This window comes from Caballeronia sp. LZ016, assembly GCF_031450805.1.
GTDB lineage: Bacteria > Pseudomonadota > Gammaproteobacteria > Burkholderiales > Burkholderiaceae > Caballeronia.
The window spans coordinates 640,311-665,483 of record NZ_JARTVY010000001.1 but is presented as its reverse complement, the minus strand read 5'-3'; the positions used below and the strand labels follow the sequence as shown (position 1 = coordinate 665,483).

24 protein-coding genes are annotated in these 25,173 nt (G+C 64.3%); 13 read left to right on the top strand and 11 right to left on the bottom strand.

Features of this window, described 5'->3' with window-relative positions; translation table 11 throughout:
* Position 1: 1 nt before the first annotated feature.
* From motB to P9220_RS03080, 12 genes are all read left to right on the top strand, one after another.
* Positions 2-958, top strand: coding sequence for a flagellar motor protein MotB (gene motB, locus P9220_RS03135; protein ID WP_309763539.1), 957 nt, complete (start codon positions 2-4; stop codon positions 956-958).
* 76 nt (positions 959-1,034) lie between these two features.
* A complete protein-coding gene (locus P9220_RS03130; protein WP_309763538.1) occupies positions 1,035-1,412 on the top strand; it encodes a response regulator in 378 nt (125 codons plus the stop codon).
* A 51-nt stretch (positions 1,413-1,463) separates the two neighbouring features.
* Entirely contained in the window at positions 1,464-3,704 is a 2,241-nt protein-coding gene (gene cheA, locus P9220_RS03125) for a chemotaxis protein CheA (RefSeq protein ID WP_309763537.1), read from the top strand.
* Positions 3,705-3,730: 26 nt separating this feature from the next.
* On the top strand, positions 3,731-4,246 hold the full coding sequence (gene cheW, locus P9220_RS03120; RefSeq protein WP_035967113.1) for a chemotaxis protein CheW: 516 nt from the start codon (positions 3,731-3,733) through the stop codon (positions 4,244-4,246).
* Positions 4,247-4,286: 40 nt separating this feature from the next.
* Positions 4,287-6,161, top strand: coding sequence for a methyl-accepting chemotaxis protein (locus tag P9220_RS03115; protein WP_309763536.1), 1,875 nt, complete (start codon positions 4,287-4,289; stop codon positions 6,159-6,161).
* 120 nt (positions 6,162-6,281) lie between these two features.
* On the top strand, positions 6,282-7,217 hold the full coding sequence (locus P9220_RS03110; RefSeq protein ID WP_309763535.1) for a CheR family methyltransferase: 936 nt from the start codon (positions 6,282-6,284) through the stop codon (positions 7,215-7,217).
* Positions 7,214-7,978 (top strand): chemoreceptor glutamine deamidase CheD, encoded by a 765-nt coding sequence (cheD, locus tag P9220_RS03105; RefSeq protein WP_309763534.1) that lies wholly within the window; start codon positions 7,214-7,216, stop codon positions 7,976-7,978. The genes P9220_RS03110 and cheD overlap by 4 nt, the downstream gene beginning before the upstream one ends.
* A complete protein-coding gene (locus tag P9220_RS03100) occupies positions 7,975-9,072 on the top strand; it encodes a chemotaxis response regulator protein-glutamate methylesterase (RefSeq protein ID WP_309763533.1) in 1,098 nt (365 codons plus the stop codon). Before cheD ends, P9220_RS03100 begins: the two co-directional genes overlap by 4 nt.
* Positions 9,073-9,126: 54 nt before the next feature.
* A complete protein-coding gene (gene cheY, locus P9220_RS03095) occupies positions 9,127-9,522 on the top strand; it encodes a chemotaxis response regulator CheY (protein WP_040053132.1) in 396 nt (131 codons plus the stop codon).
* A 2-nt stretch (positions 9,523-9,524) separates the two neighbouring features.
* On the top strand, positions 9,525-10,226 hold the full coding sequence (gene cheZ / locus P9220_RS03090) for a protein phosphatase CheZ (RefSeq protein ID WP_309763532.1): 702 nt from the start codon (positions 9,525-9,527) through the stop codon (positions 10,224-10,226).
* A 320-nt stretch (positions 10,227-10,546) separates the two neighbouring features.
* The gene (locus tag P9220_RS03085) at positions 10,547-11,059 is read left to right on the top strand and encodes a DUF2844 domain-containing protein (RefSeq protein ID WP_404980376.1); all 513 of its coding nucleotides are present in this window, start codon (positions 10,547-10,549) and stop codon (positions 11,057-11,059) included.
* An 18-nt stretch (positions 11,060-11,077) separates the two neighbouring features.
* Positions 11,078-12,370 (top strand): DUF3443 domain-containing protein, encoded by a 1,293-nt coding sequence (locus P9220_RS03080; protein ID WP_309763531.1) that lies wholly within the window; start codon positions 11,078-11,080, stop codon positions 12,368-12,370.
* Positions 12,371-12,462: 92 nt separating this feature from the next.
* On the opposite strand, the gene P9220_RS03075 is transcribed toward P9220_RS03080, so the two are convergent.
* From P9220_RS03075 to argS, 4 genes are all read right to left on the bottom strand, one after another.
* Positions 12,463-13,236 carry an SDR family oxidoreductase gene (locus tag P9220_RS03075; RefSeq protein ID WP_309763530.1) on the bottom strand — a complete coding sequence of 258 codons (774 nt, stop codon included), beginning with the start codon at positions 13,234-13,236 and terminating at the stop codon, positions 12,463-12,465.
* Between the two features lie 15 nt (positions 13,237-13,251).
* A complete protein-coding gene (locus P9220_RS03070; protein ID WP_309763529.1) occupies positions 13,252-13,899 on the bottom strand; it encodes a thiol:disulfide interchange protein DsbA/DsbL in 648 nt (215 codons plus the stop codon).
* 161 nt (positions 13,900-14,060) lie between these two features.
* Positions 14,061-14,831, bottom strand: a complete 771-nt coding sequence (locus P9220_RS03065) for an SPOR domain-containing protein (protein WP_309763528.1) — start codon at positions 14,829-14,831, stop codon at positions 14,061-14,063.
* Between the two features lie 139 nt (positions 14,832-14,970).
* Positions 14,971-16,755 carry an arginine--tRNA ligase gene (gene argS / locus P9220_RS03060; RefSeq protein WP_309763527.1) on the bottom strand — a complete coding sequence of 595 codons (1,785 nt, stop codon included), beginning with the start codon at positions 16,753-16,755 and terminating at the stop codon, positions 14,971-14,973.
* A 281-nt stretch (positions 16,756-17,036) separates the two neighbouring features.
* Here argS and P9220_RS03055 point away from each other — a divergent pair, with 281 nt between their 5' ends.
* Positions 17,037-17,363, top strand: coding sequence for a DUF1840 domain-containing protein (locus P9220_RS03055; protein WP_309763526.1), 327 nt, complete (start codon positions 17,037-17,039; stop codon positions 17,361-17,363).
* An 89-nt stretch (positions 17,364-17,452) separates the two neighbouring features.
* Here P9220_RS03055 and P9220_RS03050 read toward each other — a convergent pair whose 3' ends face one another.
* The 7 genes from P9220_RS03050 to P9220_RS03020 all read right to left on the bottom strand — a co-directional run bounded on the left by P9220_RS03050 (position 17,453) and on the right by P9220_RS03020 (position 25,152).
* A complete protein-coding gene (locus P9220_RS03050; protein ID WP_309763525.1) occupies positions 17,453-17,656 on the bottom strand; it encodes a hypothetical protein in 204 nt (67 codons plus the stop codon).
* A 143-nt stretch (positions 17,657-17,799) separates the two neighbouring features.
* Entirely contained in the window at positions 17,800-20,517 is a 2,718-nt protein-coding gene (gene metH, locus P9220_RS03045) for a methionine synthase (protein WP_309763524.1), read from the bottom strand.
* An 18-nt stretch (positions 20,518-20,535) separates the two neighbouring features.
* Positions 20,536-21,612 carry a homocysteine S-methyltransferase family protein gene (locus tag P9220_RS03040; protein WP_309763523.1) on the bottom strand — a complete coding sequence of 359 codons (1,077 nt, stop codon included), beginning with the start codon at positions 21,610-21,612 and terminating at the stop codon, positions 20,536-20,538.
* A gap of 230 nt (positions 21,613-21,842) precedes the next feature.
* A complete protein-coding gene (locus P9220_RS03035) occupies positions 21,843-22,100 on the bottom strand; it encodes a DUF3567 domain-containing protein (protein WP_309763522.1) in 258 nt (85 codons plus the stop codon).
* A 126-nt stretch (positions 22,101-22,226) separates the two neighbouring features.
* Positions 22,227-23,015 carry an alpha/beta fold hydrolase gene (locus P9220_RS03030; protein ID WP_309763521.1) on the bottom strand — a complete coding sequence of 263 codons (789 nt, stop codon included), beginning with the start codon at positions 23,013-23,015 and terminating at the stop codon, positions 22,227-22,229.
* 57 nt (positions 23,016-23,072) lie between these two features.
* Complete coding sequence (locus P9220_RS03025; protein WP_309763520.1) at positions 23,073-24,251, bottom strand: DUF3108 domain-containing protein; 1,179 nt, start codon at positions 24,249-24,251, stop codon at positions 23,073-23,075.
* Positions 24,252-24,330: 79 nt separating this feature from the next.
* Positions 24,331-25,152: an IclR family transcriptional regulator gene (locus tag P9220_RS03020; RefSeq protein WP_309763519.1), complete on the bottom strand. Its 822-nt coding sequence runs from the start codon at positions 25,150-25,152 to the stop codon at positions 24,331-24,333.
* Positions 25,153-25,173: the final 21 nt, after the last annotated feature.

The following is a 25,173-nucleotide window of genomic DNA, read 5'->3' as shown; positions in this document are numbered from 1 at the left end:
CATGAGCAGCGAAAAGGATCGCCCGATCTTCATCAAGCGTGTCGTCGGCCGTGGCGCGAAGGGGCATCACGGCGGCGCGTGGAAGCTCGCCTATGCCGACTTCATGACCGCGATGATGGCGTTTTTCCTGCTGATGTGGCTGCTGTCGTCCACGTCGCCGGTGCAGCGTCGAGGAATCGCCGAGTACTTCAACATGCCGCTGAAGGCGGCGATGGTCGGCGGCAAGACTGTCGGCATGGACAACAGCATCATCGAGGGCGGCGGGCGCGATCTGTCCAGCCAGGAGGCGGGCACCATGCGCACGACCGACAGCCGCACGCCGCGCGCCGAACCGGACGACGAAGCGCTCAGGCAGGCGACGACCGAGCTCGAGCGGCGCGAACAGGTGCGCCTGCACGATCTGCAGGTGAAGCTGATGGCGGCGATCGAAGCGAACCCGACGCTGCAGCAGTTCAAGCAGCAGATACGCATCGAATCGACGCAGCAGGGCTTGCGCATCGAAATCGTCGATACCCAGAAGCGCCCGATGTTCGCACTCTCCAGCGATACGGTGCAGCCCTACATGCGCGACATCCTGCGCGAAATCGGCCGCACGCTGAACGACGTGCCGAACCGCATCGTCGTGCAGGGACATACCGACGCCGTGAAGTACGCGGGCGGCGAAAAGGGCTACAGCAACTGGGAATTGTCGGCGGATCGCGCGAACGCGTCGCGGCGCGAGCTGATCGCGGGCGGCATGGACGAAGCCAAAGTGCTGCGCGTGCTCGGCCTCGCATCGACGCAGAACCTCAACAGGCAGAATCCGCTCGATCCCGAAAACCGGCGCATCAGCGTGATCGTGCTCAATCACCGGTCCGAAGCCGCGATGCTGCGCGACGACGGCGCGCCCGGCGCGGTATTCGACAACGCCCCGGCGAAACCGGGCGCCGCGCCGCTTGTCGGCAAGCTCGCGAATTAAGCGCTATCGCGTCAAAAAAACGCTCAAGACTCCACACGTTTTGGCCGTCATCAGGGCAAGACCGCGAGACACACACATGATCAAGAACATTCTGGCAATCGACGATTCCGCCGCCATGCGGCAAATCCTCTCCGCCACGCTGACGACAGCGGGCTACGAGGTGACCGTGGCGTCGGACGGCAACGAAGGACTCGAATGGGCGCTCGCCGAGCGCTTCGATCTCGTGCTCACGGACCACCACATGCCGAAGAAGAGCGGGCTCGATCTGATCGTCGAATTGCGGGCGAATCCCGCTTACACGGCGACGCCGATCCTCGTGCTCACGACGGAAGACGGCGAGCCGTTCAAGGACGCGGCGCGGGCCGCGGGCGCGACGGGCTGGATCGAGAAGCCGCTCGATCCGGACCTGCTGACCGAAGTGGTCGCGGCGATCTCGCAGAACACGCAGCACTAAAGCGAAAGCAGAAGACAACCCGCGCACGCACGCGCCGATGGTGACACAAGCATGACACTCGACATTACCCAGTTCTATCAAACCTTCTTCGACGAAGCCGATGAACTGCTCGCGCAGATGGAGCAACTGCTGCTCGTTCTGGATATCGCGAATCCCGATCCCGAGGATCTCGCGGCGATCTTCCGCGCGGCGCATTCCATCAAGGGCGGCGCGGCGACCTTCGGCTTCACGGCGCTCACCGAAACGACGCACATCCTCGAATCGCTGCTCGATCGCGCACGCAACAACGAGCTCGTTCTGCGCCGCGACATGATCGACACCTTCCTCGCGACGAAGGACGTGCTCTCCGATCAGCTCGCCGCGTATCGCGCGAGCGAGGACCCGGATGCGGCCGCCGCCGCCGCGATCTGCGCGAAGCTCGAACGGCTCAAGAACGAAGACGCCGGGCAGCAAGGCGGCGCGGTCGCGGAACCGCAAGCGCTGGCAGCGCTTTCGCAAACAGAACCGGCGCCGGCTTACGAAGGCCCGAACGCACCGCCTGCGCACGTGCTGGCACAGGCCGCCGAAGCGATCGAAGACGACGGCAACTGGGATGGCGCATTCGAACTCGCCGACGGCGCGACGGGATCGACGAATGAAGGAACCGCAGCGGATGCATCGGCTGCGGCAGCAGGACCCCACCTGAAAATTACGCTACGGGGGGTGGGCGAGAAGGACCTGGCGACTTTGACCGAGGAGCTGGGGAACCTGGGCAGCATCGTCGGAGAGAAAAAGACGGACGCCGAACTCGTGCTATGGCTCGAGTCAGACGTCTCCGCCGACGACATCGTGGCTGTGTGCTGCTTCGTGATCGATGAATCGCAGATCACGATCGGCCGGGGCGACGCGCACGAAAGCGCGCCTCCGGCCGCGGAGCAGCAGACGCCACGGGCTCAGCCGGTCGTATCGCAGGCGCAGGACGCGCCCGCATCCGCGGCAGAGCAGAAGGACGAGGAAACGGCGAAGGCGGCGGTGAACGTGGCCGCCGCCATCCCGTCATCGAGCGAAAAACAGAAGACCGCATCGGGCGACGCCGAGAAGAAGGCGCGCCCGGCCGCGGCGGCATCGGCGGAAGGCAGCTCGATTCGCGTCGGCGTGGAGAAGGTCGACCAGCTCATCAACCTCGTGGGCGAACTCGTCATCACGCAGGCGATGCTGGCGGAAACCACGAGCGCGTTCGACCCCGCCCTGCACGACCGTCTTTTCAACGGCATGGCGCAGCTCGAACGCAACGCGCGCGATCTGCAAGAGGCCGTCATGTCCATCCGCATGATGCCGATGGACTACGTATTCAGCCGCTTCCCGCGCCTCGTGCGCGATATTGCCGGCAAGCTCGGCAAGGATGTGGAACTCGTCACGTTCGGTCAGGCGACCGAGCTCGACAAGAGCCTGATCGAGCGCATCATCGATCCGCTCACGCACCTCGTGCGCAATTCGCTCGATCACGGCATCGAGACCGTGGAAGCGCGCCGCTCGGCGGGCAAGCCCGCGACCGGGCAGCTCGTGCTGTCGGCGGCGCATCACGGCGGCAACATCGTCATTGAAGTGAGCGACGACGGCGCGGGCCTGCGCCGCGACAAGATTCTCGCGAAGGCGCAGAAGCAGGGCATGCAGGTCAGCGAATCGATGAGCGACGAAGAAGTGTGGCAGCTCATCTTCATGCCGGGCTTTTCGACCGCCGAGCAGGTCACCGATATCTCCGGGCGCGGCGTCGGCATGGACGTGGTGAAGCGCAACATCCAGTCGATGGGCGGCCACGTCGAAATCATGTCGCGTCAGGGCGCGGGCACGACCACGAAGATCGTGCTGCCGCTCACGCTCGCGATTCTCGACGGCATGTCGGTGAAGGTCGGCAACGAAATCTTCATTCTGCCGCTCAACTTCGTGATGGAGTCGCTGCAGCCCGTCGCCGAGGACATCTACACGGTAGCCAACGGCGAGCGCGTGGTGCGCGTGCGCGGTGAATACCTGCCGCTCGTCGCGCTGCATTCGGTGTTCGATGTCGAAGGCGCGCGCACGGAGCCGACGCAGGGCATCGTCACGATCCTGCAGACCGAAGGACGGCGCATGGCCATGCTGATCGACGAACTCGTCGGCCAGCAGCAAGTTGTCGTGAAGAACCTCGAAACGAATTACCGCAAAGTGCACGGCATTTCCGCCGCGACCATTCTGGGCGATGGCAGCGTCGCGCTGATCGTCGACGTCGCCGCGCTCAATCGCGAATCGCGGGCGCAGCACTCGCATACCCACTAAACATACGACCGACTCTGGGGATTCTCATGGCAGACATCCAATCGACTCAAGCCGCTCTTTCGCGCCGCGATGCGCAGCACGCCGAAGCAGCGGGACAGGAATTCCTCGTGTTCACGCTGGGCGCCGAGGAATACGGCATCGACATCCTGAAGGTGCAGGAGATTCGCGGCTACGACAGCGTCACGCGCATTGCGAATGCGCCGGCGTTCATCAAGGGCGTGATCAATCTGCGCGGCATCATCGTGCCGATCGTGGACATGCGTATCAAGTTCAATCTCGGCCGCGTCGAGTACGACAACCAGACGGTCGTCATCATCCTGAACGTCGCGCATCGCGTGGTCGGCATGGTGGTCGACGGCGTGTCCGACGTGCTCACGCTCACGCAGGAGCAGGTGATGCCCGCCCCGGAATTCGGCGCGACGCTCACGTCGGAATATCTCACCGGGCTCGGCACGGTGGATGGCCGCATGCTGATCCTGATGGATATCGAAAAGCTCATGACCAGCCGCGAGATGGAGTTGATCGACTCCGTCGCCGCGTAAGTAAAGCACTCGCACGCGTCGCGGGCCAAGGAAAGAAGCCATGCTCAAGAAGTTGTCGATCCGCACGACGCTCACGCTCGTCGGTCTGTTGTTCGTCGGTTGTTCGGCCATCATCGGCGCGCTGTCGCTCGTCGGCCTGAGTTCCGCGAGCGCCTCGCTTGCGTCGCTCGCGCAGGAAGACATGGTCGCCATGCGCGCGTTGTCGGAAACGTCGTCGTACCTGCTGCGCGCGCGCATCACGCTGGATCGCGTGCGCTCGCTCGCCGAAGCGGGCAACGAGGCGGAAGCGAAGAAGGCCCTGGACCGCGGCCAGTATCTGCTCGACAAGAGCGATGAGAACTGGAAGCTGTACCTGGGCACGAACAAGCCGATGCTGCCGAAAGAGACGCTCGATGCGCTCGTCACGCAGCACGATGCGCTGATGAAAACCGGCGTCGAACCGGAATTCGCCGCGATCCGCGCGAACGACATGGCCGCGTACCACGCGATCGCCGACACGAAGATCAGCCCGATGTTCGTCGCGTTCGATCAGGCCATGACCGCCGCAGTCGCGTTCCAGCAGAAACATGCGGAGCAATCCCGCGCGAGCGCATCGGCGGAAAACGCGACGCTGATCGTCGTCATCGGCGGGCTGCTCGGCTTGTCCGTGCTGATCCTGATCGGCACGCGCTTCGCGCTCGGCGGGCTCATTGTCAAGCCGATCAACGAAGCCGTCGAGCACTTCGAGCGCATGTCGCGCGGCGACCTGACGAGAGCCGCGCATTCGGACAGCCACAACGAAATCGGGCGTCTGTTCGCGGGCATCGAACAGATGCGCGCCAATCTCACGACGATGGTCGGCGCGGTGCATCGCGGCGCGGAATCGATCGATGTCGGCGCGCACGAAATCGCGAGCGGCAACACGGATCTGTCGCAGCGCACGGAAGAGCAGGCGGCGTCGCTGCAGGAAACGGCGTCGAGCATGGAAGAACTCACGAGCACGGTGAAGCAGAACGCGGACAACGCGCGTCAGGCGAGCCAGCTCGCGGTGAACGCATCGGATATCGCGTCGCGCGGCGGCCAGGTCGTCGAGCAGGTCGTCGATACGATGAACGCCATCGCGTCGAGTTCGAGCAAGGTCGTGGACATCATCGGCGTGATCGAAGGCATCGCGTTCCAGACCAACATTCTCGCGTTGAACGCCGCGGTCGAAGCGGCGCGCGCAGGCGAGGAAGGACGCGGCTTCGCGGTTGTCGCGGGCGAAGTGCGATCGCTCGCGCAACGCAGCGCGGCGGCGGCGAAAGAAATCAAGGCGCTGATTGGCGATTCCGCCGACAAGGTGCAAAGCGGCTCGGAACTCGTCACGCGCGCTGGCGAAACCATGGGCGAGATCGTCCAGGCGGTGCGCCGCGTGACCGACATCATGGGCGAGATCAGCGCGGCATCGGAAGAGCAGTCCGACGGCATCGAGCAGGTCAATCGCGCCGTCACGCAGATGGACAGCGTGACGCAGCAGAACGCGGCGCTCGTCGAAGAGGCGGCGGCGGCTGCCGCATCGCTCGAAGAGCAGACGCGGCAGCTGAAGGGCGTCGTCGGGCAATGGCGCATCGACGGCGCGGCGGTGCCGGCGCGGCCGAGCGCATCCGTGGCGGCGTCGCGGCTGGCATCGCCTGCGACGAAGCCGGCGCGCGTGGAGCCGGTGTCGGCTGCTGCTGCGCCGGCCGCGGCCGCAAAGCCGGTGAAAGCGCCGGTCGCCGCAAAAGTTTCGCAAGAGCCTAACGTCGCGGCGGATACGGCCGTTATCAAGGATAAGAGCCGCGATGCAAGCAAGCCCGCGAGCGTCGCGAAACCCGCGCCGCGAGCAAGCGCACCGGCTGCAAACGCGCCGCGCGCGAAGGCCGCCACCGCCGACGACGGCGACTGGGAAACCTTCTGAGGCATCACCGCTGCAGCAAGGCAAGCAAGCGAACGACCCCGGCGCGCGGTAAAGAGGCGAGCGTCGAGCAAGCCTCAGGCAAGCGTCGATGACGACGCCAGTAAAGCACGAGACATCATCATGGCAACGCCGAACGCAAACAAGGCACGCGTCGAACTCGCCGGGGGCATACGCGGTCCGGAAGTCGAGCGCGACTTCGAATTCACCGTGACCGACTTCGCCCGCATCCGCGAGCTGATTCATCGCCGCGCGGGCATCTCGCTGTCGGACCACAAGCGCGACATGGCCTACAGCCGGCTCGCCCGCCGCCTGCGCGCATGCGGTCTCGATACCTTCAAGGAGTATCTGGACCGTCTCGAATCCAACGACGACAGCGCCGAGTGGGAAGCCTTCGTCAACGCGCTGACGACCAACCTCACCGCGTTCTTCCGCGAGTCGCATCACTTTCCGATCCTCGCGGACTTCGCGAAGCGCCGGCAGCAGCCGGTGTCGGTGTGGTGCTCGGCGGCATCGACGGGCGAGGAGCCGTATTCGATCGCGATGACGCTCGTCGAAGCACTCGGCGAACAGGCCGCGCGTCACTGCACGGTGTACGCGAGCGATATCGACAGCCAGGTGCTCGCCAGGGCCGATGCGGGCGTGTATTCGCTCGATCAGGTGAAGGCGATGCCCGTGGAGCGTCTCAAGCGCTTTTTTCTGAAGGGCAAGGGCGCGCAAGCGGGGCTCGTGAAAGTGCGCCCGGAGTTGCGCGCGATGGTGAACTTCGGCCGCGTCAACCTGACCGACGCGCGCTACGACGTCAAAGGTCCGTTCGACGCGATCTTCTGCCGCAACGTGATGATCTACTTCGACAAGCCGACGCAAGGCCAGGTGCTTTCGCGCTTCGAGCCGCTGATGAAGCCGGGCGGCCTGCTGTTCGCGGGCCATTCGGAGAACTTCACGTATGTGTCGCAGGCGTTCAGGCTGCGCGGACAGACCGTCTACGAACTGACGCGCGACACGAAGCCGGCCGGGGTGGCGAAGCCGGCGCGCGTGCTCGCCGGAGAGCCGGCATGAGCGGGCTGCCGATCGCGTCGAATCTGTATTTCGACAACCACTTCAAGAAGCCGGGCGTGAAGCTCCTGCCGAACGAGTTCTACATGACGAGCGAGGACATGGTGCTCGTGACCGTGCTCGGCTCGTGCGTGGCGGCGTGCATCAACGACCGCACGGCGGGCATCGGCGGAATGAATCACTTCATGCTGCCCGACGACGGCTCCGATCCGTCGCACGCATCGTCCGATTCGATGCGCTACGGCGCCTACGCGATGGAAGTGCTCATCAACGAACTCATCAAGCGCGGCGGGCGGCGCGAGCGTTTCGAAGCCAAGGTATTCGGCGGCGGCGCGGTGCTCGCGGGCATGACGACGATCAACATCGGCGATCGCAACTCGGAATTCGTGCGCCGCTATCTCGCGCTGGAGAAGATTCGCATCGTCGCCGAGGACTTGCAGGGCATGTATCCGCGCAAGGTCGCGTTCATGCCGCGCACGGGCCAGGTGATGGTCAAGAAGCTGAAGACGCAGCACGATCCGGTCGTCGTCGAACGCGAGCAGGCGCTCGTCAGGCGCACGCCGGAAGAGCGCGCCGACCGGCTCGCGAAAGCGCGTGCGCGCGTCGAACTGTTCAATGTCGATCGCACGAAGGGCAAGCCGCGTGTCGAGCTTTTCGGCGCGAATGCAGCAAGCGCTGCGAGCCCGACGGTGCGCAAGCCGCGTGTCGAACTGTTCGGCGCATCGAGCGTTCTGCGCGGCATCAAGACGACGGAGGAAGCATGAACGGCACGCCGAACACCCCGAAGATCAAGGTGCTGTGCGTCGACGACTCGGCGCTCGTGCGCAGTCTGATGACGGAAATCATCAACTCGCAGCCCGACATGCACGTGTGCGCGACCGCGCCCGATCCGCTCGTCGCGCGTGAACTGATCAAGCTGCACAACCCGGATGTGCTGACGCTCGATGTCGAAATGCCGCGCATGGACGGCCTCGACTTCCTGGAGAAGCTGATGCGCCTGCGGCCGATGCCGGTCGTCATGGTGTCGTCGCTGACCGAGCGCGGCAACGAAATCACGCTGCGCGCGCTGGAACTCGGCGCGGTGGATTTCGTGACGAAGCCGAAGGTGGGCATTCGCGACGGCATGCTCGACTACGCCGAGAAACTCGCCGACAAGGTGCGGGCGGCGTCGCGGGCGCGCGTGCGGCAAACGACGCACGTGGCCGCCGCATCGGCGCATGCCGCGCCGAAGGCATCGCCGCATCTGAACAATCCGCTCGTCTCGACCGAGAAGCTCGTAATCGTCGGCGCATCGACGGGCGGAACGGAAGCGATCCGCGAAGTGCTCGTGCCGCTGCCGCCCGATGCGCCTGCCGTGATGATCGCGCAGCACATGCCGCCGGGCTTCACGAAGTCGTTCGCGCAGCGCCTGAACGGGCTGTGCCGCATCGCGGTGAAGGAAGCGGAGCACGGCGAGCGCGTCTTGCCGGGCCATGCGTATATTGCGCCGGGCCACGCGCACCTCGTGCTCGCGCGGAGCGGGGCGAACTACGTCGCGCATCTTTCCGATGCGGCGCCGGTGAACCGGCATCGGCCGTCGGTGGATGTGCTGTTCCGTTCGGCGGCGCAGCACGCGGGCAAGAACGCGATCGGCGTGATCCTGACCGGCATGGGCCGCGACGGGGCGGCGGGCCTGCTCGAGATGCAGCAGGCGGGCGCGTACACGCTCGCACAGGACGAAGCGAGTTGCGTGGTGTTCGGCATGCCGCGCGAAGCGATTGCAATGGGCGGCGCGAGCGAAATCGCGCCGCTGTCTGAAATGAGCCGCCGCGTGATGGCGCGGCTGGCGTCGATGGGCGACCGCGTACAGCGCGTCTGATTTTTTCGATTGAATGTGCGGCGTCGCCGCGTTGAAGAACACAAGGGAGTAGTGATGGACAAGAACATGAAGATCCTCGTCGTCGACGATTTTCCGACGATGCGTCGTATCGTGCGCAATCTGCTGAAGGAACTCGGCTATTCGAACGTCGACGAAGCGGAAGACGGCGCGGCGGGTCTTGCGCGTCTGCGTGGCGGCGGCTTCGACTTCGTGATTTCCGACTGGAACATGCCGAACCTCGACGGCCTCTCGATGCTGCAGCAGATTCGCGCGGACGCGGCGCTGTCGCATCTGCCGGTGCTGATGGTGACGGCGGAATCGAAGAAGGAGAACATCATCGCGGCGGCGCAGGCGGGCGCGAATGGTTATGTGGTGAAGCCGTTCACGGCTGCCACGCTCGACGAGAAGCTCACCAAGATTCTCGAGAAGATGGCCAAAACCGGGAGCTGATCGTGAACGATCTGACCACTGAATTCGCTGCGGCAAGTGTCGAGAGTGACGGCGATCAGTCGAGCGACCGCATTCTCGCGCGCATCGGCCAGTTGACGCGGACGCTGCGCGACTCGATGCGCGAGCTCGGGCTCGACAAGCAGCTCGAAGCGGCGGCGGAAGCCGTGCCCGACGCCCGCGATCGCCTGAAGTATGTCGCGACGATGACCGAGCAGGCGGCGGATCGCGCGCTCAATGCGATCGAACTCGCAAAGCCGATGCAGGAAGCGATGCAGGCCGAAGCGCAGGCGCTCGACGCGCGCTGGGCGCAATGGTACGGCGCGCCGCTCGCGCAGGGCGAAGCGGCGGAACTGCTCGCGCAGACGCGCAGTTTTCTGCAAGGCGTGCCGGAGAAGACGCAGGCGACCAACGCGCAACTGCTGGAGATCATGCTCGCGCAGGACTTCCAGGACTTGACGGGGCAGGTCATCAAGAAGATCACGGACGTCGTGCATCTGATCGAGCAGCAATTGCTGGGCGTTCTCCTGGAAAACATCGCGCCGGAGCGCCGCGAGCAGTTCGCCGCATCGGCGGCGGCGCTGGTGTCGGCGAGCGGCAGCCCGGAATCGCTGCTCAACGGCCCGCAGATCAACCCGCAAGGACGCAGCGACGTCGTGCAGGATCAGTCGCAGGTCGACGATCTGCTCGCCAGCCTCGGATTCTGAGACGTCCTGCCGGCCGCAACGACGCTAAGCGGAGCGCATCGTTCGATGCGTTCCGCTTCGTCGCGCCTGTCCGTTCCGTGGATGCTTGCGTTTCGCAAAGCATCGATCGACACGGAACTTTTCCCTGTCTTACGATTCCACTCTCATCCGCCGCATCTCTGATGCCTGCCGGCACTCGTTTTCGCGGGTTTGGCATACTGATGGCTAGAGCGTCCATACCGGTGCGCGCGAAAGCGGCGAAAGCGCCGCGACAATGAGACGCCCGCGCGGCCTTCGAAGGCTGCGCAAGGCACACATTCACAGGACAGACAGGAGGCCCAGTGAAGGCACTGAAGCAAGCTCGTCATGGGCATCTCAAGGCGTCGTTGGCCTTGATTGCGGGCGTGGTCGGCGTATGCGCCGTCGTGCCCGCGCACGCCGGACTCGGCGGCGATCCGCTGAGCGCGCCGCAAGGTGCGACCACCGCGAAGGCGGTCGTGCATGCCGCCGCATCGGGCGCATCGGCATCGGCTGCATCCGACTACACCGTCCGCACGACCACGCTCGCGAGCGGAACGGTCGTCAACGAATACGTATCGTCGGCTGGCACGGTGTTCGGCATCGCATGGCGCGGGCCGCGCATGCCGGACCTCGCGACGCTGCTCGGCAGCTACTTCCCGCAGTATCAGCAAGGCCTGCTCGCGCAGCGCACCGCCCGCGGCGGGCGCGGCCCGGTAAGCGTCCAGGACCCCGGCCTCGTCGTGAATTCCGGCGGCCATATGGGCTCGTTCGCGGGAAGCGCGTACCTGCCGCAGTCTTTGCCCGCCGGCGTGTCCGCCAGCGACATTCAGTAAGCGACCGGAGAATCCGACATGCGTAGAACGACACTCGGCCCCGGTGCGGCTTCCTCATCGCGCGCCGGCAATACAGTCCGCTGGTTCAGCGCACTGTTTCTCGCGCTGACGCTTGCCGCATGCGGCGGCGGCGACGATCATTCCAGCTCGAACGGCGGCTCCTCGGGCGGTTCAGGCTCGGGCGGCGGCTCGTCCAGCGCGGCGAGCGCACAGCCCATCGCCCCGAACGGCACGAACGCCGTGCCGATCACCGTCGACGCGGGCGTCGCCAATTTCGTCAACATCCCCAACGTCTCCGTGACGGTGTGCGCGCCCGGCACCAACGTCTGTCAGACCATCGATCACATTCAGCTCGATACCGCCTCCTTCGGGCTGCGCATCCTGAATTCGGCGGCGCAGTCGGTCCTCGGCAGCCTGCCGACGGTGCAGGCGGCGAACGGCGGGCAGCTTGCCGAATGCGCCGGTTTCGCGGACGGCTATACGTGGGGCACGATCCGGCAGGCGGACGTCCGCATGGGCTCGGAAGTGGCGAGCGCGGTGCCGGTGCAGATCATCGGCGATCTCGATGCATCGGCGGCGCCAACGGGCATGAACGGCTGTCCGTCCGGCAACGACGAGAACTCCACCGCCGATATCGGCGCGAACGGCATTCTCGGTATCGGACCGGCGACTTACGATTGCGGCACCAACTGCGCAACGACCGCGCTCAACAGCATGTACTTCTCGTGCGCGAACGGCACGAACTGCACGGGGACGGTCGTGCCGGTGGCGCAGCAAGTCACCAATCCGGTCAGGAAGTTCTCGGTGAACAACAACGGCGTGATCCTGCAGTTGCCGCCGGTTCCCGATACCGGCGCGGCCAGCGCGAGCGGCACGCTGGTGTTCGGCATCGGCACGCAGAGCAACAACGCGCTTACCGGCGTGACGAAGCTCGGCACCGATACCTACGGCGACCTCACCGGGACGTACAAGGGCGCGACGCTTCAGACGTTCTTCGATTCGGGATCGAACGGCCTCTTCTTCCAGGACAACTTCCCGCTGTGTTCCAGTTCGAGCGTGTTTTATTGCCCGAGCTCGGAGCAGTCGCTTTCAGCGACGGTGAAGGGCAGCGAAGGCAATACGGCGACGGTGCCGTTCAGCGTCGTCAGCGCGCGCACGCTGACGTCGGGCGGCGGCAAGTACGCGTTCAACAGCCTCGCGGGTCAGCTCGGAATGAGCGGCTATTTCGATTTCGGCTTGCCGTTCTTCTTCGGACGGCACGTGTACGTCGGATACGACTTGCCGAACAGCGGGCCGTACGTGGCGTTCTGATCCCGCGGACTGGGCGGCTTCCGATCGAGCCGGCCAGCCCGCAGCGGACAAAAAAAATCCGGCCATTCTGGCCGGATTTTTTTACGCGCCGTTCAATTGCCCGCGCGCGGTTTGCGCGGCGCGCGCTCGAAGGCCGCGTCGTAGAGCCAGCGCGGCAGCACATGCAGCAACATGCCGACGATGCGCATCTGCCACGGGAACGTCGCGTAGCGCACTTTGCGGGCGATCGCATCGGCGGTTTTTGCGGCGAAGCGGTCGGCGTCCATCAGGAACGGCATGCGATACGGATTGTGCGCCGTCATCTCGGTACGCACGTAGCCCGGCGCAATGGTGACGACCGCGACGCCCTGCGGTCTCATTTCCACGCGCAACGACTCGAGATACTTCGCCGCGGCGGATTTCGACGCGCTATATGCGCCCGATCCCGGCAACCCGCGCACGCCGGCGACGCTCGCAATGCCGACGAGCGTGCCGCGCCGCGCCGCCGTCATCGACGCGACGAACGGCTCGAACGTCGCGACCATGCCGAAATAATTGACGTCCATCACCGCGCGAAACGTCTCGAGCTCGCCGTGGCCGGTGAGCGCGCCCTGGCTGATGCCCGCATTCGCGATCACGATGTCCGGCGTGCCGTGCTCGGCGATGAAGCGGCGCGCGGCATCGGCGATTGCTTCGGGATCGCGGACATCGGCGGGATAAAGGAAGAGGGATGCTTCGGGATGGCGCGCGGCCAATGCTGCGAGAGACTCGGCGCGTCGGGCGACGAGGCCGACCACGGCCCCGCGCTTCACGTATTCCTCGGCCAGTGCCTGACCGATTCCACTCGACGCGCCGGTAATGAAAACCTTCAACGGGACTGCATTCATACCGGCCTTGCGTAGTTACATTTTCTTGGCGCGCACTTGCTGAACAAGGTAGTCCATCACCTGCGTCGTGCCTTGCAGGCTGTTCGTCTGCGCCGGACCCGTGACGTACTTGCCCTGCACGACGACCGTCGGCACGCCGTCGATCTTGTAGTCCTGCTGCAGCTTGGCGTCGCGCTTGACGTCGCTTTGCGTCGAGAACGAGTTGTACGCGTCCAGATACTTCTTCTTGTCGACACCTTGCGTCGCGAGGAAGGTCGCCTGCGCTTCGGGCGTCATCAGATAGTTTTTCTTCACGTGTATTTCGTTGAAGACGGCCGGCGTGACCTTCTCCGCGACGCCGAGCGCGACGAGCGCGTGATACATCTTCGAATGCGGGATGAAGTCGTCGCGGAACGCCACCGGCACGCGCTTGAATACGACGTCCGGGCCCTGCTTCTTCTCCCACGCCTCGATATACGGCTCGAATTCGTTGCAGTGCGGGCAGCCGTACCAGAAGAATTCGATGACTTCGATCTTGCCTGCCTCGGCGCCCGCCGGCTGCGGGGCCTGCAGCACCGTGTAGTCCTTGCCTGCGGCGGGAGCGGCGGACGCCACGTCCGCGATGCTCAACGACGCGGCGGCGATGCCGAGGGAAAGGGCGAAGGCGCTAAACAGTTTTTTCATGATCGGAAAGAGAGCGAAGGAGCAAGTGAGGGCAACGTAGCAGCCGCGTAAAAGGCCATAAGTGGGACATACGACGCTTAAACCAGGCTTAAGGCTGCGCGCCGCGCTTCGTCTCCCCGCGCCGTCGTGCGGCGGCGCGGGCGAGGTCATGCCTGTACGGCTTATTGCTTCGAGAAGCGGATCACGGCGGTGTCGACGCCCGCATCGGACAGGCGCTGGCGCGCCGTGTTCATGTCCTCGAACTTCGCGAACGGTCCGATACGCACGCGATAGTACGTCACGCCGCCGGCGTCACGCTGCGTGACCTTCGATTCGAAGCCCTGGAAGCCGAGACGCGCACGCTGCTGCTCCGCATCGGACTGGGTCTTGTATGCGCCGACTTGCAGGAAATAGCCGGTGTTCACATCGCCCGGAGCGGGCGGCGTGGTCTTCGCGGTGGCGGGCGGGGCGCTGCCGGCCTTCGGCGGCGTGGCGGCGGTCGGCGGCGTGGTGCCGTTCGTGCCGGGAGCCGGCTCGGGCTTCTTCACGATGGCCGCGCTGCCGCTTTTCGGCGCGGACGCCGTCGGGCCAATAGTGGGCGGCACTTCGACGATCTGCGGTTCGTCGAGCACGCCCGACGACTGCGTCTGGTTGTTGCTCTGGCCGGGAGCGGTGTTCGGAGGCGTGGGTTGCGCGGCTTGCGGCACCGGCTGACCGGGCGTCTTGCCTTGCAGCGGACGGTTCGGGTCGTACGGCTGCGCAGCGGGCGCGGAGGAGGTATCCGATGCCGGCGGCGCGACCTTCGCCACGAACGGCGTCGGGGCGCGGGTGATGTACAGCGCGACGATCACGGCGATCGCGAGTCCGACGATCAGACCCAGCACGATGCCGAGAAAGGTTCCCCCCGTTTGCTTCGATTGCGACTGCTTCGACGTGCGGCGTGGTTTTGCCATCGTATGAATCACCTGCAAAAAGTCTTCGAGTTGGCCGACGATTATAGCGGTCGCGTCATGCGAGCCCGCGCCATGCTGGCGTCCGCGCACGCCGAAGAGTCACAAAGTTACAGGCGCGCGCGGAGGCTCGGAAATGCGCCTACATCTTCTGCGGCGCGGACACGCCGATGGTGGCCAGACCGTTCTCGAGCACCTGACGCGTGGCCGCGAGCAGTGCGATGCGCGCGGTGCGCTCTTTTTCGTCGTCCACCAGCACGCGCTCGGCATTGTAGAACGAGTGAAATTCGCCAGCGAGGTCGCGCAGATAGAACGCGACGGCGTGCGGCGCGAGTTCGTCGGCGGCGTGCGCGAGCATCTCCGGAAACTCGGCGAGCTTGTTGAGCAGCGCCATCGCGCGATCGCTGGCGAGCGGCGAGAGATCGGCATTCGCGGCCTGCGCGATGTCGCCTGCGTAGCGGTCCTTCCAGTCGCTCAGGATCGTGCAGATGCGTGCGTGCGCGTATTGCACGTAGTACACCGGATTCTCGTCGTTCTGCTTGAGCGCGAGGTCGATGTCGAACACGAACTCGGTGTCCGCCTTGCGCGAGATCAGGAAGAAGCGCACGGCGTCGCGGCCGCGGCGGATCATGTCGGCATCCAGTTGATCGGGCGCGGCTTCGCTGCCCGGCGTCATGCCGCCCGACCATTCGATCAGATCGCGCACGGTGACGTAGCTGCCCGCCCGCTTCGAAATTTTCACTTCCTGGCCGTCGCGCATGACGGTCACCATCTTGTGCAGCACGTAATCGGGATAGCCCTTCGGAATGCCGATGCCGAGCCCTTGCAAGCCGGCGCGCACGCGCGCGATCGTGCCGTGATGGTCGGAGCCCTGAATGTTGATGACCTTCGTGAAGCCGCGCCGCCACTTGGTGACGTGATAGGCGACATCCGGCACGAAGTAGGTGTAGGTGCCGTCGGACTTGCGCATCACGCGGTCCTTGTCGTCGCCGTCGTCGGTGGTGCGCAGCCAGAGCGCGCCGTCCTGCTCGTAGGTCCTGCCGGCATCGATCAGCGCCTGCACCGTCTCTTCGACGCGCCCTTCCTTGTACAGCGACGACTCGAGATAGAACTGATCGAACTTCACGCCGAACGCGGTCAGGTCCATGTCCTGTTCGTGACGCAGATAAGCGACCGCGAACGTGCGGATGGCTTCGAGATCTTCGACGTCGCCGCGGCCCTTGACCGGCTCGCCGTCCTTCGCCGCGACGGTCGCGCCCGCCATGTAGTCGCGCGCGATATCCGCGATGTATTCGCCGTTGTACGCCGCTTCCGGCCACTCGGCGTCGCCGGGCTTGAAGCCGCGGGCGCGCGCCTGCGTCGAAATCGCGAGATTGCCGATTTGCACGCCCGCGTCGTTGTAATAGAACTCGCGATGCACATCGTAGCCCTGCGTCGCGAGCAGGTTCGAAAGCGCGTCGCCGAGGGCGGCCTGACGGCCGTGGCCGACGTGCAACGGTCCCGTCGGATTCGCCGATACGAATTCGACGAGCACGTGCCTGCCCGCGTCACGCGTCGAGCGGCCGAACGCGGCGGCTTCCTTCAGTACCGCCGGGATCACGTCTTGCTTGGCCTTCGCGGCGAGACGCAGATTGATGAAGCCTGGACCGGCGACCTCGGCGCTCTCGACCAGACCCTTCGCCAGCGGATGCGCGAGGACGGCATCGACGATCTGCTGGGCGAGCTGGCGCGGATTCGCGCGCAGCGGCTTCGCGAGCTGCATCGCGACATTGGACGCCACGTCGCCGTGAGCCGCGACCTTCGGCCGTTCGAGGACGATCGCGGGCGCGACGAAGGCGGCTTCGGTGGCGCCTTGCGTGGATTGCGCGACCTGCTTGACCGCGTCGGAGAGGAGCGTTTCCAGGATTTCTTTGTGTGCGGGCAGCATGCTGAATGTGATCCAGTGAAGCGGATGCGGATGCGATGGATGAAGGCGAAGCGACACGCCGTGCGACGCGGCGTCAAGGCCTACCGCGAGTGAAAAGCCGCGCGAAACGACGCGAAAGCACGCGCGATTCGGGCGTGAGACATTGCTAAACCGGGAGTTTAGCAAATGCTAAACTGTCTAAAGAGGGTGGCTGTCAGCGAAGAACAGGCTCGTCGGCGCGCTTGCAACAAGGTTTGCATCGAAGACCGGCTGTCATCCAACAAAAGGAAAAGGACCTTCCCATGCTGATTACATTCAAGACCATGGCTGCACCCGATGTCATGATGCTCGATAACCTCGCGGAGTATCTGCTCGGCATCATCGGCAAGCCGCTGACGGAACGTGGCGTCATTACGCAGGAAGAACTGCCCGCCGCCATTCAGAAGCTCGAAGCGGCCATCGTGACCGACAAGCGAGAACGTGCCGAGCACGACGGACATTTCCACGAAGGCGAGGCCGGTCACGACCCGCATGAGATCCCCATCGGACTCGCGCAGCGCGCCTACCCGTTTCTCGACATGCTGCGGCTCGCGCAGAAAGAGAACAAGGACATTCTCTGGGGTGTGTAAGCCTCGTTGAGAAGCGCCTGACGTTCGAAAAAACCCGCATCGGCAACGGCGATGCGGGTTTTCTTTTTTTTCTGCTGTGAAGCGGGCGCTTACTGCGACTGGCCGCCTTCCGCGGGCGCCGGTTTGGCCGTCGTCGGCTTCTTTGCCTTCTTCGGCTTCTTCTTGTGCTCCGTTTGTGGCGGCGAGTAGGACGAAGCCTCCGTGCTGCTGGCCTGTGCGAAGGCAGCCGAACCGGACGCTGCGAACACAGCCGCGGCGATCGAAACGGCTATGGCGGACGTCATCTTCTTCATGCGACTTTCTCCGTGACGAAAAGAATGCGTGGCCGTCATCGTGACGGCCTATCGCGGCTACAAGTCTACGGAAATCAAAATATTCCCGCCGAAAGCCTGCCTGTTTCCGGCTATCAGGCGCGGGATATGTTGCGTGTGCGCAATCAGCGAAGCGGAGCGAGCGCCCGTTGCGCATCCGACGACGATATCGCCATGCGTTCAGCGAAACTCTGCACCTGGTCGTCACCGATCTTGCCGACCGAGAAGTACGTGCTGTCCGGATGCGCCAGATAAAAGCCCGACACGCTCGCGGCCGGCAACATTGCGAGCGATTCCGTGAGGCTCATGCCGAGTTCGTCCGCCTGGAGCACTTCGAACATGTCGCGCTTGACGAGGTGATCCGGACACGCCGGATAGCCGGGCGCCGGACGAATGCCCACGTACTGTTCCGCGATCATCGCGTCGTTGTCGAGCGTTTCGTTCGCTGCGTAACCCCACAGTTCGCGGCGCACGCGCGCATGCAGGGCTTCGGCGAATGCTTCCGCGAAACGATCCGCGAGCGCCTTCAGCATGATCGCGCTGTAGTCGTCGTGGTCGGCTTCGAACTGTTTCTCCTTCTTGTCGACACCGAGTCCGGCCGTCACCGCGAACAGACCGATGTAGTCTTTCACGCCCGATTCCTTCGGCGCGATGAAATCCGCCAGCGAGCGGTTCGGGCGCATCACGCCGTCGACGACGGGACGCACGCTCTGCTGACGCAGGTTGCGCCATGTCATCGCCACTTGCGAGCGGGATTCGTCCGTGTAGATCTCGATGTCGTCGTCATTGACCGTGTTGGCCGGCAGCAGCATGACGACGCCGTTCGCCGTCAGCCATCGGCCCTGGATGATGCGCGAAAGCATCGACTTGCCGTCCGAGAACACGCGCCGCGCCGATTCGCCGACGATCTCGTCGTTCAGAATGGCGGGATACGGGCCGGCGAGGTCCCAGGTCTGGAAGAATGGCGCCCAGTCGATATAGTTCGCCAGTTCCGCGAGGTCATAGTTCTTGAACACGCGCCGACCGATGAAGCTCGGCTTCTTCGGCGTGTACGCGTTCCAGTCGATCTTCGTCTTGTTCGCGCGCGCTTCGGCGTAAGTGACCATCGGCTGCGCTTTCTTGTTCGCGTGCTGATTGCGGATGCGCTCGTAATCGCTCTTGAGTTCGTCGAGATAGCGGGCCGCGCCTTGGTCCGACAACAGGCTCGACGCCACCGACACCGAACGCGACGCATCCGGCACATAGACCACCGGCCCTTCGTAGTTTGGCGCGATTTTCACGGCGGTATGCACGCGCGAGGTCGTCGCGCCGCCGATCAGAAGCGGCGTTTGCTTGCTGCGGAAATATTCGTCGCGCTGCATTTCGGACGCGACGTAAGCCATCTCTTCGAGGCTCGGCGTGATGAGCCCCGACAGACCGATGATATCCGCGCCTTCTTCCTTCGCCTTCTGGAGGATGGTCGCGCAGGGCACCATCACGCCCATGTTGACGACTTCGAAGTTGTTGCACTGGAGCACCACCGACACGATGTTCTTGCCGATGTCGTGCACATCGCCCTTGACGGTCGCGATGACGATCTTGCCTTTCGAGCGCACGTCCGCGCCGGCATCCGCCATGCGCTTCTTCTCTTCTTCGATGAACGGAATGAGGTGCGCCACCGCCTGCTTCATCACGCGGGCCGACTTCACGACTTGCGGGAGGAACATCTTGCCCGCGCCGAACAGGTCGCCGACGATGTTCATGCCGTCCATCAACGGACCTTCGATCACGTTGATCGGCCGGCCGCCAGCGGCTTCGATTTTCGCGCGCACTTCCTCGGTATCTTCGACGATGAAGTTCGTGATGCCGTGCACGAGCGCATGCGAAAGCCGCTGCTCCACCGGCTGGTTGCGCCACTCGAGGTTCTCTTCTTTCTTCGCTGCGCCGGTCTTGAACTTGTCGGCGATTTCGAGCAGACGGTCGGTCGCGTCGTCGCGGCGATTGAGCACGACATCTTCCACGCGCTCGCGCAGTTCGGCGTCGAGATCGGCATAGACGCCGAGTTGCCCCGCATTGACGATGCCCATGTCCATGCCGGCCTGAATCGCGTGATACAGGAACACGGTGTGGATGGCTTCGCGCACCGGATCGTTGCCCCGGAACGAGAACGACACGTTGGAGACGCCGCCGCTCACTTTCGCGTGCGGCAGGTTCTGCTTGATCCAGCGGGTGGCGTTGATGAAATCGACTGCGTAATTGTTGTGCTCTTCGATGCCCGTCGCGATGGCGAAGATGTTCGGGTCGAAGATGATGTCTTCGGGCGCGAAGCCGACTTCGTTCACGAGGATGTCGTAGGAGCGCTTGCAGATTTGCGTCTTGCGCTCGAAGGTATCGGCCTGGCCTTGCTCGTCGAAGGCCATGACGACGGCGGCCGCGCCGTAACGCCGGATCAGGTTCGCGTGATGACGGAACGCGTCTTCGCCTTCCTTCAGCGAGATGGAATTGACGATGGCTTTGCCCTGCACGCACTTCAGGCCCGCTTCGATCACCTCGAACTTCGACGAGTCGATCATGATCGGCACGCGGGCGATGTCCGGCTCCGACGCGATCAGATTCAGAAAGCGCACCATGGCGGCTTTCGAATCGAGCATGGCCTCGTCCATATTGATGTCGATGACCTGCGCGCCGTTCTCGACCTGCTGGCGGGCAACGGCCAGGGCTTCGTCGAACTGGCCGTTCAGGATCATGCGGGCGAACGCCTTCGAGCCGGTCACGTTCGTGCGCTCGCCGACGTTGATGAAAAGCGAGCCGTCGGTGACGTTGAACGGCTCGAGGCCGGAAAGACGCATCGTGTGATCGGTCATATTCTTGTCTCTTTGATGTCAGGCGGCATCCCGATACTGCGACGGAAACTTCCGCGGCTTCACTTCCATCAGCGCCTTCGCAATCTCCGCGATATGCTCCGGCGTCGTCCCGCAGCACCCGCCCGCAAGATTCACCAACCCGGCTTCCGCGAATTCCTTCAGCAATCCCGACGTTACGTCCGGCGTTTCGTCGAAGCCCGTATCGCTCATCGGGTTAGGCAGGCCCGCGTTCGGATAACACGAAACATAGGTATCGCACAGCTTCGCCAGCTCGGCGATATACGGACGCATCAGCGCCGCGCCCAACGCGCAGTTCAGCCCGAACGTCAGCGGTTTCGCATGACGCAGCGAGTTCCAGAACGCCTCGACCGTTTGCCCCGACAGGATGCGCCCGGATGCATCCGTGACGGTTCCCGAAATCATGATCGGCACGAGTTCACCGGTGTCCTCGAACAACTCATCGAGCGCAAAGAGCGCAGCCTTTGCGTTCAGCGTGTCGAAAATGGTTTCTACGAGGAACAGGTCGCAGCCCGCATCCAGCAGCGCTTTCGCCTGCTCGTAATAGGTGTCGCGCAGCTCGTCGAAGGTGACGTTGCGTGCGCCCGGATCGTTGACGTCGGGCGAAATGCTCGCGGTCTTCGGCGTCGGTCCGATCGCGCCGGCAACAAAGCGTGGCTTCTCGGGCGTGGAGAAGGCATCGCAGGCTTCGCGCGCGAGCCTCGCCGATGCGAGGTTCATTTCAGCCGCGAGTTCTTCCATGCCATAGTCGGCCTGCGCTACACGCGTCGCGCCGAACGTATTCGTCTCGATGATGTCCGCGCCCGCAGCCAGATACTTGTCGTGAATCTCGCGGATGATTTGCGGTTGCGTGATCGACAACAACTCGTTGTTGCCCTTGATATCGCGCTCGTAATCCCTGAAACGCTCGCCGCGATACGCGGCTTCGTCGAGCTTGTAGCGCTGGATCATGGTGCCCATTGCGCCATCGAGAATCAGGATGCGTCGTTGCAAAAGCGCAGGCAGCGCGGCGCCGCGCGTGTACTCGCGCGCGGGCGACTTCGCGCCCGACGGACTCGGATAGGCGTTCTGGTTCATGACGGACAGGCCCTGTACCCGATGATGAATTAGTCCGTCATTGTAGCCGCAGCCAAGCGCAATCGCTCCGCGCGGGACGGCGGACGCAAAGTCCCGACGCACAAAAAAAGAACCCCGCCGATAAGGGACGGGGTCTTTCTGGCGTGTCGCTTGTTTGCCTTGCTGCATGGCTCGCCTGAGCGCCGGCAAGCAGTGGCGGCGCGAGGCGCGTGATGCGCCCGCGCGGTAAATCAGTGAAGCACGACCGGCTGGGTCATCAAAACGTCGAACTGGCCGAGGAATTCATCCACATCCTCGAGCGATGGTTCTTCTTCGATCAGCTTTTGCACATGCTCCCGAAACTTCTCGGCAAGCGCACCGTCGATGAAGATCTCCCGTTGCGTGTTCTTGTCGACGATTTCGTAACCGCCCGACATCATCGCGAGATGGTTGTCCTGCGGCGGAAACTCGACGACGCAATAGTTAGGGCTGTTGTAGATCATTTGCATGGCGACACTCCTTATTCCTTTTGCTTCTGGCAAACCTGCATCCTAAGTGGAGCGACGGGGTGGGAATTCAAGGGGTGGCCTCGACGTGATGCCGGTTTTATCGAGGCTATTTCTTGTGATACAAGCTCAGGCGGGCCCGCGCAAGAACGCATCCAGCAATGCGCAAAAACGCTGTGACACCTCGACCGGAGACAGATGTGCCGCATTCAGTAACTCGAACTGCGCGCCCGGCACCGTGTCCGCGATCACTTTGGATTCAGCATGCGGCGTGCCATTGTCCAGTTCACCAGCCACGACCAGCGTGCGTTTCGCAATCGACGCCAGCCCGGCGCGCGCATCGAAGCGGCTCAATGCCTCGGCTGCACGCGCAAAACCTTCGGCAGGCGTATGGGCGATGGTTTCGGCAATCTGCTCGACGACCTCCGGATGCGCCTTGCGGAAATCCGCAGTGAGCCAGCGCGCAAGCGTCGGTTCCACGATACTTGCCATTCCGCTTTCGCGCACGGACGCGGCGCGTTGCGCAAACGTCGGACGCGCTTCCTCGCGGATGAAGGCGGGCGCGCCGGCAACCGTCAGTGAATCGACCTTGTCCGCATGCCTGATCGCGAACTTCTGCGCGACCATTCCGCCGATGGACAACCCGACGACATGCGTCGACGGCGCGCCGAGGCGGTCGAGCAGTTCCGAGAGGTCATCGGCAAGATCGTCGATGGTGAAGGCATCCGGCGACACCGCCGTGTGTCCGTGGCCGCGCAAGTCGTAACGCAACACGGTGTAACTGTTGCGGAAATAACCGGCCATCTGGTCCCAGACCGACAGATCGCCCGCCAACTGGTGGATGAACGTGAGCCAGGGACCGCCGCCTTCGTTGTCGAGTACGTACCGCGTGTCGATGCCATTGATGTTCAACTGCATATCGGCTCCGTGAGAAAAGCTTGTCCGCGTGTGGATGCGCGCTTCGACGCGCCGCCATCAGGGCCTGATCTGAGGACTCGGGGCGGGCGCGGTTTCTTCAGATGCATCCCGCGTGCCCGGAGCCTCGGGCTGCGCCGCAGCGGACGGCGACTGAATGTTGCCCGCCCACAGCATTTCAACCTGCATGCCGTTCGGCTCGGTTTGCAGAATGCGAACCGGCAGCCATCCGAGTGCCGGAGCAAGCCACACATCGAGCCTGCGCCGGTCCCCTTCGCGGCGCGGCAGGCGTGTGAAATGCCGCGCGGTGACGTATCCGCCGCGCGCTTCCACCGTTTCATCGCCGACGGTTTCCATCGGCCAGATTTCGCTGCTGTCGTTGTCCGCGACGCTGAACTGGCGCGTGACGCCGGGCTTGTACCGGTCCGGTGCGCCGCGCACGAGACTCGTCAACTGCATCACGACGCTGAATCGGTCCTGCGCGCCGTCGGCGAGCGGCTGGCTGTTCGGCGTGCGCGTATAGACGATCTGCTTCGTATCGCGATTGAAGATGGCGATATCGGCGGCGCGGCGGCCGCGTTTCTCCGAATACTGTTCCGGGGCGATACCGAACGCATCGATATGTCCCTTGCTCGAATACACGAAAGGCCCGACGAACGGCAGGGGTATCGAGACCACCATCTCGTAGCGCTGGCCGTCGTTGGTCCAGTGGATCGTGCCGGTCTGGTTCATCACGCCGTTCACGAGGGTGTCGTAGCGCAACTCGCCGGTCGGCGGGACGTCGATTTTGTCGCCCGATGCGGCGGCGGGTGCAGGCGGCTCGGCTGCGGGCGGCGGCGCGGACGCCTCCACGGGGGCCGAACTCGCCACTTCCGTCGATTCCGTCGCGGGCGCAGCGGGTTGCGGCGTAGCGGCGCTCAGCACCGGCGCGGGCGCCGGTTGCGCTCTCGGCGCAGGATGCGCGGGCCTGAGCGTCGCGGGCTTTGCAGGCGCTGGCGTCGGCGGCGCGACGGGCTTCGGCGTGAGCAACTCCACTTGCACCGGCGGCTTTTCCATCGGCGGGGGATTGACCGGCTGCTTCGCGAACTCGATCCAGCGCATCGCGCCGAAATGCAAGCCGGCGACGACGAGCGCGGCCAGCCCCCATCGCGTCCAGCGGCGAGGCGGGGCGTTTGAGGACGCGGCGGAGAACGGCTCGCCCGACATGGGGCGAGGACGGCGGAAGTCAGACAAGGGCATCGAAACAGGGAAGCAAAAGGCGAGCGCGTGCGGCGAACGGGACAAACGGTTAAGACAGGCGGCGCCGATTCGATGTTCCTCAGTGCGCCGGGGCATCGCTGGCGCGATACCCCAGTTCGTACGACAGGCCGCGCGCGCACTCGCGAAGCGCGGCGTCGATTTCGCCACCCCAGCGCGTATCGAACGCGCCTTCGTGACCGAGCGCGATCAACCCGAGCGCCAGATCGCCGGTGGAATCGAAGACCGGCGTGCAGAACGCGTGGATCGTCGGCAGCAGCATGCCTTCGACACGCGCCGCACCGTGTTCGCGGACATCGGCGAGCAGCGGCTCAATATCGGCGATTGTCTGCTTGTTGGCAGCGAGTTCCCGGTCGAGCATCGGCTGCGTCTTGCTGCGCGGCAGATAGGCGGCGAACAGCAGGCCCGTCGCGGACGACAGCAGCGGCATCACATCGCCCAGTTTCAGCGATGCCTTCGCCGGATAGCTCGACTCCATCCAGTGCACGACGGTCGGCCCCTGATTGCCCCACACGGCGATGCCCACGGTCTGGTCCAGCCGGTCGCGCAAGCCGGCGAGCGCGATGCGCGCGAGCCTCACGCCGTCCACGCGCGCGAGCCGCGCCAGTCCCATTTGCAGCGCGAAGCCGCCGAGTTCGTAACGGCCGGAAAGCGGGTCCTGCGATACCACGCCCAGCCGCACGAAGCTCACCAGATACCGATGCGCCTTCGCCGGGCTCATGCCGGCGCGGTGCGCGAGGTCGCGCAGCATCATCGCGCGCGGCTCGTGCGTCAGCACGTCGAGCAGGCGAAAGCCGACTTCGATCGACTGGATGCCCGAGCGCGCTTTCTCTTCGGAAGCGTCGATATCGTCGTCGGCGGTGGCGGGAAGGGGCGAGGGCATGGAAAGCGTCGGAATTAGCCG